The 13,639-nt window shown below is 68.8% G+C and carries 7 protein-coding genes and 1 rRNA gene; 4 read left to right on the top strand and 4 right to left on the bottom strand.

Annotated elements, in window-relative coordinates:
• Window positions 1-32: 32 nt before the first annotated feature.
• From aspA to BT341_RS37980, 4 genes are read right to left on the bottom strand one after another with little or no spacing between them, the layout of a single operon-like run.
• A complete protein-coding gene (gene aspA, locus BT341_RS37995; protein WP_072480822.1) occupies window positions 33-1,424 on the bottom strand; it encodes an aspartate ammonia-lyase in 1,392 nt (463 codons plus the stop codon).
• Window positions 1,421-2,338: an asparaginase gene (locus tag BT341_RS37990; RefSeq protein ID WP_072480821.1), complete on the bottom strand. Its 918-nt coding sequence runs from the start codon at window positions 2,336-2,338 to the stop codon at window positions 1,421-1,423. Before BT341_RS37990 ends, aspA begins: the two co-directional genes overlap by 4 nt.
• Window positions 2,335-3,753: an amino acid permease gene (locus BT341_RS37985; RefSeq protein WP_072480820.1), complete on the bottom strand. Its 1,419-nt coding sequence runs from the start codon at window positions 3,751-3,753 to the stop codon at window positions 2,335-2,337. Before BT341_RS37985 ends, BT341_RS37990 begins: the two co-directional genes overlap by 4 nt.
• Window positions 3,750-4,397, bottom strand: coding sequence for a FadR/GntR family transcriptional regulator (locus BT341_RS37980; protein ID WP_072480819.1), 648 nt, complete (start codon window positions 4,395-4,397; stop codon window positions 3,750-3,752). The genes BT341_RS37985 and BT341_RS37980 overlap by 4 nt, the downstream gene beginning before the upstream one ends.
• A gap of 507 nt (window positions 4,398-4,904) precedes the next feature.
• Between BT341_RS37980 and dnaE the strand changes: the two genes are divergently transcribed.
• The 4 genes from dnaE (at window position 4,905) to BT341_RS37960 (ending at window position 13,538) form a co-directional block, all read left to right on the top strand.
• Complete coding sequence (dnaE, locus tag BT341_RS37975; RefSeq protein ID WP_072480818.1) at window positions 4,905-8,489, top strand: DNA polymerase III subunit alpha; 3,585 nt, start codon at window positions 4,905-4,907, stop codon at window positions 8,487-8,489.
• Window positions 8,490-8,576: 87 nt separating this feature from the next.
• A complete protein-coding gene (locus BT341_RS37970; RefSeq protein ID WP_072480817.1) occupies window positions 8,577-10,052 on the top strand; it encodes an MFS transporter in 1,476 nt (491 codons plus the stop codon).
• Between the two features lie 426 nt (window positions 10,053-10,478).
• A complete protein-coding gene (locus BT341_RS37965; RefSeq protein WP_072480816.1) occupies window positions 10,479-11,666 on the top strand; it encodes a low temperature requirement protein A in 1,188 nt (395 codons plus the stop codon).
• 353 nt (window positions 11,667-12,019) lie between these two features.
• Window positions 12,020-13,538: ribosomal RNA gene (locus tag BT341_RS37960) — 16S ribosomal RNA — on the top strand.
• The last annotated feature ends 101 nt before the right edge of the window (window positions 13,539-13,639 follow it).

Here is a 13,639-nt window from a genome sequence, read left to right as displayed (position 1 = left end):
GTGGAGTCGATCCTTCCGGATCCGACCGTACCTCAGTTCACGCGCGCGAGCGTTTCCGGCCGCAGCAGCTTCGCCAGCTCCTCGGCCGGGAGCAGGCCCTTCTCGACGACGAGCTCGGCGACGCCCCGCCCGGTGGCCAGGGCCTCCTTCGCGATCTCCGTCGCCGCCGCGTAGCCGATGCTCGGGTTCAGCGCCGTGACGAGCCCGATCGAGTTCTCGACGTACGAGCGCATGACGCCGACGTTCGCCGTGATCCCGGAAACGCACTTCGTGGCCAGCGTCCGGCAGGCCGCGCCCAGGTGCGTGATGCTTTCCGACAGCGCGTGCAGGATGATCGGCTCGAACGCGTTGAGCTGCAGCTGCCCCGCCTCCGCGGCCATGGTCACGGTGACGTCGTTGCCGATCACCTCGAACGCCACCTGGTTGACCACCTCGGGGACCACCGGGTTGATCTTGCCCGGCATGATCGACGAACCCGCCTGCACCGGCGGCAGGTTGATCTCGTTCAGCCCGGCCCGCGGCCCGGAGGACAGCAGCCGCAGGTCGTTGCAGCTCTTCGACAGCTTGACCGCGATCCGCTTCAGCACACCGGACAGGTGCACGAACGCGCCGCAGTCCTGCGTCGCCTCGACCAGGTCCGCGGCCGTGACCAGCGGCAGCCCGGTGATCTCGCGCAGGTGCCGGCAGGCCGCTTCGGCGTAGCCCGGCGCGGCGTTGAGGCCGGTGCCGATCGCGGTCGCGCCGAGGTTGATCTCGTGCAGCAGCGCGACGGCTTCGTTCAGCCGCTGCCGGTCCTCGCCGAGCATCACCGCGTAGGTGCCGAACTCCTGGCCGAGCGTCATCGGGACCGCGTCCTGCAGCTGCGTCCGGCCCATCTTGAGGACGTCGTGGAACTCGACGGCCTTGGCGGCGAAGGCCCGCTCCAGCACGATCATGGCCTCGGACAGCTCGCGCACGGCGATGATCGTCGCGATGTTGACCGCGGTCGGGTACGCGTCGTTCGTCGACTGGCCCAGGTTGACGTGCTCGTTGGGGTGCACGACGCGGTAGTCGCCCTTGGCGTGCCCGAGCAGCTCGAGGGCGCGGTTGGCGATGACCTCGTTGGCGTTCATGTTGGTCGACGTCCCGGCGCCGCCCTGGATGACGTCGACGACGAACTCGCCGTGCAGCGCGCCTTCGCGGATTTCCCGGCAGGCCGCGCAGACGGCGTCCGCGATCCCGGGTTCGAGCAGGCCCAGCTCGGCGTTGGCGCGCGCCGCCGCTTCCTTCACCGCGGCCAGTGCCTCGACCAGGTGCGGGTAGGCGGCGATCGTCGTGCCCGTGATCGGGAAGTTCTCGCGGGCGCGGGCGGTGTGCACGCCCCAGTACGCCTCGCCCGGGACGTCCTTGTCGCCCAGCAGATCGTGTTCACGGCGGGTGGTCATCGCGGGCTCCCCACGGTCAGCTTTCCGGTGAAACGCAGGTTTCCCGGTCCGGGCGGGACGTCGGCGCCGCACAGCCGCAGCGCCGCGGCCAGCACGGGGTACCGGGCACGGTCGCCGCCGTCGGCGATCTTGAGCGCGATCGCCGTGCCGTCGGGCAGCGCGGCGACCTGGACGGCCTCGAAGCCGTCCTTCGCGATCAGCCCGGGCACCGCGCGCATGACGGCGGTGACGTCGCGGCGGCTCCCGCCGACCAGCTCCGGGTGACGGCGGATCCCCTCGGCGACCAGGTGCTCCGGCGTGCCCGGGGCGGCCGTGGCGATCTTCGAGACGGCCGTCGCGAGCCCGCGCAGCGTCGTCGCGAACAGCGGCGCGCCGCAGCCGTCGACGGCGACCCGTTCGATCGGGTGCGCGGTCAGGTCCTCGACGGTGGCGGCGATCGCGCGCTGCAGCGGGTGGGCCGGGTCGAGGTAGCCCTCGAGCGCCCAGCCGTTCAGCTCGCACGTCGCGAGCATGGCCGCGTGCTTGCCGGAGCAGTTCTGCGCCAGGCGGGACGGCGCCCGGCCGGTCGCGATCCAGTGGTCGCGCTCGACCGGGTCGTACGGGAAGTCCGCGGGGTTGCCGAGCGCGTCGGCGGACCGGCCGCCGAGCACGGCCGTGACCGCTTCGAGGTGCATCGGTTCACCCGAATGACTGGCCGCGGCGATGGCGAACCCGGCGGGGGACAGGCGCAGCCCGAGCCGCGCCATCGCCGTGGCCTGCAACGGTTTCGCCGTCGAGCGCGGGTACATCGGCGCGTCGGGATCGCCCGCGGCGAACAGCGTGCCGCCGTCCGGGCCGAGCACGATCAGCGAGCCGTGGTGGACGCCCTCGACCATGCCGTCGCGGACCAGCTCGGCCAGGGGTTCGTGGCTCACAGGCCCGCCTTGTCGAATTCGCGCATGTCGATCCGCTTCCGCACGGCGAACCAGCCGGCGACCAGCGCGACGACGATCGCGGGCAGCGCGAGCAGGGTGATCCGGCCGATCTCGTCGAAGCCCATCAGCACGACGACGGCGGCGAGGAACACCAGCGTCGCGATTTCGGTGTACGGCGAGAACGGCAGCCGGAACGACGGCCGCTCGAAACCCTCGCGCTTCGCCTTGCGCACGAACAGCAGGTGGCAGAGCACGATGGTCGCCCAGGTGGCCAGGATGCCGATCGCGGCGAAGTTCAGCACGATGTCGAAGGCATCCTTCCGCACCAGGTAGTTGAGCCCGACGCCGAGCACGCCGACGGCCGCGGTGAGCAGGATCCCGCCGTAGGGCACCTGGTTGCGGTTCATCACGCCGGTGAACTTCGGCGCCGAGCCCGCCTTGGCCATCGACCGCAGGATCCGGCCGGTCGAGTAGAGGCCCGAGTTCAGGCTGGACAGCGCCGCGGTGAGCACGACCAGGTTCATCACGCTGTCGGCCGCCGGCACGCCCAGGTGCGAGAGCACGGTGACGAACGGGCTCTGGTCCGCCGAGTACGAGCTCCACGGCAGCAGCATCGCCAGCAGCACGACCGAGCCGACGTAGAAGACGAGGATGCGCCACATGATCGAGTTGATCGCCTTGGGCATGATCTTCCCGGGGTTCTCGGTCTCGCCGGCGGCGACGCCGACCAGCTCCACCGAGGCGTAGGCGAACACCACGCCCTGCACGATCAGCACCATCGGCAGCAGCCCGGCCGGGAAGATCCCGCCGTGGTCGGCGATCAGCTGCGGCCCGCCCGCGACGCCGTCCACCGGCGTCTGCGTCACCAGCAGGAAGATCCCGGCCACCATGAACAGCACGAGCGCGGCGACCTTGACGATGGCGAACCAGAACTCCATCTCGCCGAACAGCTTCACCGAGACGAGGTTGAGCGTCAGCACGACCGCGAGGGCGATCAGCGCCAGGACCCACTGCGGGATCGGCGCGAAGAACGACCAGAAGTGCGCGTAGAGCGCGATCGCCGTGATGTCGGCGATGCCGGTGGTCGACCAGTTGAGGAAGTGCATCCAGCCGGCGACGTACGCGCCCTTCTCGCCCATGAACTCGCGGGCGTAGGAGACGAAGGCGCCGCTGGACGGGCGGTAGAGGATCAGCTCGCCGAGCGCGCGGACGACGAAGAAGGCGAAGAGCCCGCAGACGGCGTAGACGAGCGCCAGCGCGGGCCCGGCCTGGGCGAGCCGGCCGCCGGCCCCGAGGAAGAGGCCGGTGCCGATCGCGCCGCCGATGGCGATCATGTTGACGTGCCGCGGCTTGAGGGCCTTGCGGTAGCCGGCGTCGCCCGCGTCCGCGGACCGGGTGAGGGTCTGTTCGGTCACTGGTCCCCGTTCACGATGCTGGTCAGAGTGGCTTCGACGTGGGTGAGGTGCGCGGTCATGGCGTCGACGGCCGCGGCTTCTTCGCCGCTCGCGATGGCCGTGACGATCGCGCGGTGCTCGACGTTCGACTGCCGCCGCCGGTCGCCGAGCTGGTTGAGGAAGGCGGACTGGCGGGCGAGCGCGTCCCGGATCTCCTCGATCACCTTCCCGAACACCGGGTTGCCCGAGGCCTGGGCGATGGTGATGTGGAAGACCGAGTCGAGCGCGACCCACGCGGTGTTGTCGGTCTCGGCGTCCATCCGGTCGAGCAGGTGCCCGAGCAGGTCGAGGTCGTCCTGGCTGCGGCGCAGGGCGGCGTACCCGGCGACCGGGATCTCGACGTGCCGGCGCACCTCGATCAGGTCCCGCGCGGAGTAGGGCCCGAAGGTGGGGTTGTCGGCGGGCCCGGTGGCGGTGACGAAGGTGCCCTTGCCGGTCTTGGACTCGGTCATGCCGAGGGCCTGCAGGCCGCGGAGCGCCTCCCGGACGACCGACCGGCTGACCTCGAACTCCCGGCTGAGGGAGGCTTCGGACGGAAGCTTGCCGCCGACCGGGTACTCCCCGCGTTCGATGGCCGAACGCAGGTGCGCGAGGACGGCCTCCATGGCGCTCACCCGACGGGGACCACCTTGTCCGGCTGTCTGGCTGTCAGACAGGTTCATGCGGGGAATGCTCGGTGCCGCCGGCGGCGGTGTCAACGCGGGTCCCGCCCGGTGTGGGCCACCTCACCGGCCGCCCGACCTCCGGTGGCCGCCCGCGGCGGCGCCCTCCGGCTGTTCCCCACGGAGGCCGGCGGCCTTCCTGCCGCGCCGTCCATCCGGCCGCCAACCCGACCCGCCGCCCGCCCGCCCCGCCGACCCCCGCCCGCACTGCGATCAGCCGCGACCGGACCACCGCGAAGCACCCGTATCCGCGTCCCCGCGTGATCGCCCGGCAGCGCCGCGTGCCCGTGATCACCACCGCCCGAAGAGGGGGCGCGTCGCAGCGGCGAAACACTCCCCGCGAGGAGCAGAATCGAGCCCGGCGAGCGCGTGCGCGGACTGTCGGTGCCAGGGGTTAGGGTGAGGGACCCGGGCGCGCCGGTCCCATCCACCTAGGGGAGGTTTTCGCTGGTGTCGAACGATTCCTTCGTCCACCTGCACGTCCACACCGAGTACTCGATGCTCGACGGTGCGGCGAAGATCGCTCCTCTGTTCGCGGAGGCGGCGCGCCTCGGCATGCCCGCGGTCGGCATGACCGACCACGGCAACATGTACGGCGCCGACGAGTTCTACCAGCAGTCCAAGAAGGCCGGCATCAAGCCGATCATCGGCATCGAGGCCTACATCGCCCCGGAGAGCCGGTTCCACAAGAAGCCCGTCTTCTGGGGCCAGGCCAACCAGCGCGGCTCGGACGAGTTCGGTGAGGGCGGCGACGTCTCCGGTGGCGGCGCGTACACGCACATGACGATGCTCGCCGGCAACGCGACCGGCCTGCGCAACCTCTTCAAGCTGTCCTCGCTGGCCAGCATGCAGGGCTACTACCGCAAGCCCCGGATGGACCGCGAGCTGATCGCGGACAACCACGAAGGCATCATCGCCACCACCGGCTGCCCGTCCGGCGAGGTGCAGACCCGGCTGCGGCTGGGCCAGCGCGAGGAGGCCATCCAGGCCGCGTCCGACTACAAGGACATCTTCGGCGCCGACAACTTCTTCCTCGAGCTGATGGACCACGGGCTGCCGATCGAGCGGTCGGTCCGCGAAGGCCTCCTCGAGATCGGCAGGCTGCTCGACCTCAAGCCGCTGGCCACCAACGACTCGCACTACGTCACCAAGGACCAGGCGGACACGCACTCGGCGCTGCTGTGCGTCCAGGCGGGCAAGACCCTCAACGACCCGACCCGGTTCAAGTTCGACGGCGACGGCTACTACCTCAAGTCCGCCGCCGAGATGCGCGAGTACTGGGACAAGGAGGTCCCCGGCGCGGCCGACACGACGTTGATGATCGCCGAGCGCGTCGAGTCGTACGAAGAGGTCTACACGCACAAGGACCGGCTGCCGTTCTTCGAGGTGCCGGAGGGCTACGACCAGGCCGGCTGGCTGCGCGAAGAGGTCCAGCGCGGCATGAAGTGGCGCTTCCCGGACGGCGCGCCGGAGGGCTACCAGGAGCGCATCGACAAGGAACTCGACGTCATCATCGGGAAGGGCTTCCCGGCCTACTTCCTGATCGTCGCCGACCTCATCAGCTACGCCCGCCGCGTCGGCATCCGGGTCGGCCCGGGCCGTGGTTCGGCGGCCGGGTCGCTCGTCGCGTACGTCCTCGGCATCACGAACCTGGACCCGATCCCGCAGAAGCTGCTGTTCGAGCGGTTCCTGAACCCCGAGCGCGTCTCGATGCCGGACATCGACATCGACTTCGACGACCGCCGGCGCGGCGAGATGATCCGGTACGCCACCGAGAAGTACGGCGCGGACAAGGTCGCCCAGGTCATCACCTTCGGCACCATCAAGACGAAGGCGGCGATCAAGGACTCCGCCCGCGTCCACTTCGGCCAGCCGGGCTACGCGATCGCGGACAAGATCTCCAAGGCGCTGCCGCCGCCGATCATGGCGAAGGACATCCCGCTCTCGGGCATCGTCGACTCGAAGCACGAGCGCTACGGCGAGGCCGCCGAGGTCCGCGCCCTGGTCGAGACCGACGAAGAGTGCAAGACGATCTTCGAGACCGCCCGCGGCCTCGAGGGCCTGATCCGCAACGCGGGCGTGCACGCCTGCGCGGTCATCATGTCGTGCGACCCGCTGACCGACGCGATCCCGCTCTGGCAGCGCGACGACGGCTCGATCATCACCGGCTGGGACTACCCGTCGTGCGAGGCCATCGGCCTGCTGAAGATGGACTTCCTCGGCCTGCGGAACCTCACCGTCATCGGTGACGCGATCGACAACATCAAGGCCAACCGCGGGGTCGACGTCGACCTCGACACCCTGGGGGTCGACGACCCCGAGACGTACAAGCTGCTGGCCCGCGGCGACACGCTGGGCGTGTTCCAGCTGGACGGCGGCCCCATGCGTGACCTGCTGCGCCGCATGGAACCCACGGTGTTCGACGACATCGTCGCGGTCGGCGCGCTGTACCGCCCCGGCCCGATGGGCATGAACGCGCACAACGACTACGCCGACCGCAAGAACGGGCGGCAGAAGGTCAAGCCCATCCACCCGGAGCTGGACGAGCCCCTGAAGGAGATCCTGGCCGACACCTACGGCCTGATCGTCTACCAGGAGCAGATCATGCACATCGGCCAGAAGGTGGCCGGGTACACGATGGGCCGCGCGGACGTGCTGCGCCGCGCGATGGGCAAGAAGAAGAAGGAAGTCCTCGACAAGGAGTACGAGGGCTTCGAGGCCGGCATGCGGGCCAGCGACCTGCGGCCCGGCGGCTTCTCCAAAGAGGCGATCAAGGCGCTCTGGGACACGATCCTCCCGTTCGCCGGGTACGCGTTCAACAAGAGCCATGCGGCCGCGTACGGCCTGGTCTCCTACTGGACCGCGTACCTCAAGGCGAACTTCACCGCCGAGTACATGGCCGCCCTGCTCACCTCGGTCGGCGACAACAAGGACAAGTCGGCGGTTTACCTGTCCGAGTGCCGCCGCCTCGGCATCAAGGTGCTGCCGCCGGACGTCAACGAGTCGGCCATGCGGTTCGCGGCCGTCGGCGACGACATCCGCTTCGGGCTGGGTGCCGTCCGCAACGTCGGCGCGAACGTCGTCGAGTCGATCATCAAGACCCGCGAGGAGAAGGGCAAGTACGCGTCCTTCACCGACTTCCTCGACAAGTCAGAGCTCGTGGCCTGCAACAAGCGGGTCATCGAGTCGCTGATCAAGGCGGGCGCGTTCGACTCGCTCGGCCACACGCGGCTGTCGATGATCCAGGTCCACGAGGACGCGGTGGAAGCCGTCGTCCCGCTCAAGCGCCAGGAGGCGATGGGCCAGTTCGACCTGTTCGGCTTCGGCGGCGACGAGGGGGAGGCGGCGCCGTCGTCGTCCCCGCTGGCGCACCTGAAGTTCGGCGAGGAGGAGTACCCGCGCAAGCAGCTGCTCGCCTACGAACGCGAGATGCTGGGCCTGTACGTCTCGGCGCACCCGCTCGACGGCGCCGAGCGGATCCTGCGCAAGCACGCCCCGAAACCGATCGCCGCGATCCTCGCCGACCCGCCGAAGGAGGGCGAGATCGTCATCTCGGGGCTGATCACGTCCCTGGAGCGGCGGGTCAACAAGAAGGGCGAGCCCTGGGCGATCTGCACGGTCGAGGACATGGACGCGTCCCTGGAGGTCCTGTTCTTCCCGAAGGCGTACGCGCTGTTCGCGGGAGAGCTGATCGAGGACAACGCGGTGCTGGTCAAGGGCCGGGTGAACTGGCGCGAAGACAAGATGTCGGTCTTCGGCGGCGGCCTGGCCACGCTGGACCTGTCCGAGGTGGGCACGGGCAACGGCGACGACGAGCCCCCGCTGGTCCTGCTGGCGGCGGCGGAGAAGATCGACCAGTCGGTGGTCAGCGAGCTGCGGTCGACGCTGCTGGCCCACAAGGGCGAGACCCCGGTCCACCTGAAGCTGGTGGGCAAGAACCAGACGGTCTTCGCGCTGTACGACTACCCGGTCAAGGTCAGTTCCATGCTGATCGGCGAGCTGAAGGGCATCCGCGGGATCACGGCATCCACGTAGTCAACCCGCGAACCCCGCCCGGGGGCGAGCCCCGGACCTCCGCGGTGGTCCGGTTTCGAGTCAGCTGCCGTGAGGTACACACCATCGATGTCGTACGAACCCGATCCCCGTCGCTGGAAAGCGCTTGCCGTCTCGCTGACCGCCGGGTTCATGGGCCTGCTCGACGTCAGCATCGTCAACGTCGCGCTGCCCTCGATGCAGTCCGGCCTGCATGCCAGCAGCGGCGGCATCCGCTGGGTCGTCTCCGGCTACGCCCTCGCCTTCGGGCTCGTCCTCGTCACCGGCGGCCGTCTCGGTGACGCGTTCGGCCGCCGGACCATGTTCCTCGGCGCCCTCGCCGGGTTCGTCGTCACCAGCGCACTCGCCGGAGCGGCCCCGAACGAGACGACACTCGTCCTCGCGCGGCTGGCCCAGGGCCTCGCCGCCGGCATGCTCACCCCGCAGAACACCGGTCTCATCCAGGACCTCTTCCGCGGCGCCGAGCGCGGCCGCGCCTTCGGGATGTTCGGCGCGGTCGTCGGGATCTCCACGGCCGTCGGCCCCATCCTCGGCGGCGCCATCCTCGCCGTCTTCGGCGCCCAGGACGGCTGGCGCTGGGTCTTCTACGTCAACGTCCCGATCGGCGTCCTCGCGTTCGCGCTGGCCCTGCGGCTGCTGCCGCGCAGCGAGAAGAAACAGCTCAAGATCCGCTCGGAGATCGACTTCGCCGGCATCGCGCTGCTCGCGGTCGCCGTCCTCGGCGTGCTGCTCCCGGTCATCGAATCCGACAACGACGGCCCGGCGCGGCTGTGGTGGCTGTTCCTCGTCGCGCTGGTGTTCGGGGCCGCGTTCGTCCGCTGGGAACAGCGGGTCGTGCGCCGCGGCCGCTCGCCGCTGCTCGACACGCGGCTGTTCACCGGCACGCCGGGCTACGCCGCCGGGGCCGCGGTCGGCGCGCTCTACTTCTGCGGGTTCGCCGGCATCTGGCTGGTCTTCGCCATGTTCTTCCAGCAGGGCCTCGGCTACTCGCCCCTGCAGTCCGGCCTCTCGGTGACGCCGTTCGCGCTCGGCTCGGCGGTGTCCGCCGCCGTCGCCGGGCGGCTGGTACCCACCTTCGGCCGCCGGCTGACCGTCACGGGGCTGAGCATGGTCGCGATCGGCCTGCTCGTCGTCGCGGTGCTCGCCGAGTTCGTGCCGCCGTCGGCGTCCGGGTGGGCGTTCGCGCTGCCGCTGCTGTTCGCGGGCGTCGGCGGCGGGATGGTGATCTCGCCGAACACGACGTTGACGCTGGAGTGCGTGCCGGTGCGGATGGCCGGCGTCGCGGGCGGCGCGCTGCAGACGGGACAGCGGATCGGGACCGCGATCGGCACGGCGGTGCTCGCCTCGGTGTTCGGCGCGGTCGTCGGCTCGGCCCGGGACTACCCGCTCGCGCTCACCGTCGCCCTGTGCTGCGCGGCCGGCCTGACGTGCGGGGCGCTGACCCTCGCGATCGCGGAGCTGCGGGCCCGGCGGCATCGGGCCGCGGCGGAGGAACGCGAAGCCCGCGAGGCCGAGGCGTCCGCGGCGGACGTCCAACGCGGCTGAGCACGCGACACTACTTTCGGCAGAGCCGCGATGCTCCATCCGAGTGACGAGCGCGGAAAGACACTGGTGCTACGCAGAGCAACCGGGTAGCTCTTATGGAGCCTTCACTGCGCGGCTTCGGCTACCGACAGTGGCAATCTGTCGGCCGCCCGGGGATGGGGCGACCGGCACGAGCGATCGAGGCGTCCGGAGTTCGACGGAATGGACACACTTGGTCACCTTCCGGCAGTGAGCAGTCGGCGTCCGCGGGGGACCGTCCGGCGCTCGCGGAAGGGATGCCCATCGGCAGCCGCCGGCGCGTGACGGCAGCGGGCGGGCCCGGGTGAGGGGGAACCGGGCCCGCCCGTTCTTCGTGTCGTGCTTTCACCCGCCTGGTGATCATGCTGGGATGACGGCGTCCGGCAGGCACGAGCCCGGGGAGCGCCGATGTCCGAGCAGCCGTCGCAGCACGCGGTCCGCGTGTGGCACCGCGTGATGCGGCCGCGTGACCGCGCCGAGAGCCACCGCGTGGCGACGCCGCTGGAGCTGCTGTTCGACCTCTGCTTCGTCGTCGCGGTCGGCCAGGCCGCCGCGCAGCTGCACCACGCGCTCGCCGAGGGGCACGCCGCGCACGGCGTCGCGTCGTTCGCGATGGTGTTCTTCGCGATCTGGTGGGGGTGGCTGAACTTCAGCTGGTTCGCCTCGGCGTTCGACACCGACGACGTGCCGTACCGGCTGGCGACCCTCGTGCAGATCGCCGGCGGGCTGACCATCGCGGCCGGGGTGGACCGCGCGTTCGACGGCGACTTCCGCGCGATCGTCGCCGGGTACGTCCTGATGCGGTTGTCGCTGGTCGCGCAGTGGCTGCGGGCGGCGCGCTCGGCGCCGGAGACCCGGCCCGCCGCGCTGCGGTTCGCCGCCGGCATCGCGGTGTGCCAGGTGCTCTGGATCGTCCGGCTGTTCCTGCCCGCGTCGCTCGCGACCGTGACGTTCGTGGCCGTCGTGCTGTGCGAGCTCGCGGTACCGGTGATCGCCGAGCGCCGCGCGAAGACGACGTGGCACCCGCACCACATCGCCGAGCGGTACGGCCTGTTCACGCTGATCGTGCTCGGCGAGACGGTGCTGAGCGCGACCAACGCCATCAAGGAAGGCACCGCGGAGCCCGGGCACCTCGGCGCGCTGATCTCGCTGGCCGCGGCCGGGCTGGTGCTGGTGTTCTCGATGTGGTGGCTGTACTTCGACCGCCCGGGACACCTGCGGCTCGTCCGCCGCCGGACCATGTTCACGGCGATGAGCTGGGGGTACGGGCACTACTTCGTCTTCGCTTCCGCCGCGGCCGTGGGGGCGGGGCTCGAGGTGGCGGTCGCCTACGACACGGGCGCGCTGCACGGGGCCGGCGGCGTCGCGGCGGCGATGGCGACCACGGTGCCGGTCGCGATCTTCCTGCTGAGCGTGTGGCTGCTGCACATCGGCCCGACCAACGAGTGCCGCCCGATCGCCATCGGCTTCCCGGTGACGGCGGTGCTCGTGGTGGCGGCGTCGTTCACGCCGGCGCCCATCCACGTCGCCGCGGTGCTGACGGCCGCGCTCGTCGCCCTGATGGTCGTCGTGGCCCACGGAGAGCCCCGGACGTAGATCGACGCAGGTCAGCGGCCTGGCGCGAAACAAAGGGACCCCCCGTGCGAGGGCCTTTCGGGGGCATGTAAAGTTCTCCAAGTCGCCAGGGAGACCGGGCGGCCGCCGGGGCCACGAACCAAGCTCCCACGACCGTGGTAGAGTGGGTGGTCCCGAACCAGGGTGGTATCCCTGGAACAAAGCTTGAAACAAAAGCCGAAGACCAAGGCGCTTCGCGGCGCGGCGGTCCGGAGTGTGTTGCTTGAGAACTCAACAGTGTGCTAGTGAACTAAGCCAGTAGAGCTTATGTAGTGAAATCCCTCGTTGGGGTTTCCTTTGAGAGCAAGTATTTGCCTCGATTGAATTCGAAGACATTGTTGGAGAGTTTGATCCTGGCTCAGGACGAACGCTGGCGGCGTGCTTAACACATGCAAGTCGAACGCTGAAGCCACTTCGGTGGTGGATGAGTGGCGAACGGGTGAGTAACACGTGGGTAATCTGCCCTGCACTCTGGGATAAGCCTTGGAAACGGGGTCTAATACCGGATATGACTCTTGCGCGCATGCGTGGGGGTGGAAAGTTCTGGCGGTGCAGGATGAACCCGCGGCCTATCAGCTTGTTGGTGGGGTAGTGGCCTACCAAGGCGACGACGGGTAGCCGGCCTGAGAGGGTGACCGGCCACACTGGGACTGAGACACGGCCCAGACTCCTACGGGAGGCAGCAGTGGGGAATATTGCACAATGGGCGCAAGCCTGATGCAGCGACGCCGCGTGAGGGATGACGGCCTTCGGGTTGTAAACCTCTTTCGCCAGGGACGAAGCGCAAGTGACGGTACCTGGATAAGAAGCACCGGCTAACTACGTGCCAGCAGCCGCGGTAATACGTAGGGTGCGAGCGTTGTCCGGATTTATTGGGCGTAAAGAGCTCGTAGGCGGTTTGTCGCGTCGGCCGTGAAAACTCAACGCTTAACGTTGAGCTTGCGGTCGATACGGGCAGACTTGAGTTCGGTAGGGGAGACTGGAATTCCTGGTGTAGCGGTGAAATGCGCAGATATCAGGAGGAACACCGGTGGCGAAGGCGGGTCTCTGGGCCGATACTGACGCTGAGGAGCGAAAGCGTGGGGAGCGAACAGGATTAGATACCCTGGTAGTCCACGCTGTAAACGTTGGGCGCTAGGTGTGGGCGACATCCACGTTGTCCGTGCCGTAGCTAACGCATTAAGCGCCCCGCCTGGGGAGTACGGCCGCAAGGCTAAAACTCAAAGGAATTGACGGGGGCCCGCACAAGCGGCGGAGCATGTGGATTAATTCGATGCAACGCGAAGAACCTTACCTGGGCTTGACATGCGCCAGACATCCTCAGAGATGGGGCTTCCCTTGTGGTTGGTGTACAGGTGGTGCATGGCTGTCGTCAGCTCGTGTCGTGAGATGTTGGGTTAAGTCCCGCAACGAGCGCAACCCTTATCCTACGTTGCCAGCGCGTGATGGCGGGGACTCGTGGGAGACTGCCGGGGTCAACTCGGAGGAAGGTGGGGATGACGTCAAGTCATCATGCCCCTTATGTCCAGGGCTTCACACATGCTACAATGGCTGGTACAGAGGGCTGCGATACCGCGAGGTGGAGCGAATCCCTTAAAGCCGGTCTCAGTTCGGATCGCAGTCTGCAACTCGACTGCGTGAAGTCGGAGTCGCTAGTAATCGCAGATCAGCAACGCTGCGGTGAATACGTTCCCGGGCCTTGTACACACCGCCCGTCACGTCATGAAAGTCGGTAACACCCGAAGCCCATGGCCCAACCCGTAAGGGAGGGAGTGGTCGAAGGTGGGACTGGCGATTGGGACGAAGTCGTAACAAGGTAGCCGTACCGGAAGGTGCGGCTGGATCACCTCCTTTCTAAGGAGCACAACACATCTCAGCTCATAGAGTTGGGAGTGGCCAGGGTTTAACACCCGACTGTGGTGTTGCTTTGGTTGCTCAAGGAATTGTGGAACTAC

The organism is Amycolatopsis australiensis, assembly GCF_900119165.1.
GTDB lineage: Bacteria > Actinomycetota > Actinomycetes > Mycobacteriales > Pseudonocardiaceae > Amycolatopsis > Amycolatopsis australiensis.
Note: the sequence above shows the minus strand (reverse complement) of the source record. Positions and strands in the feature narration are given on the sequence as shown.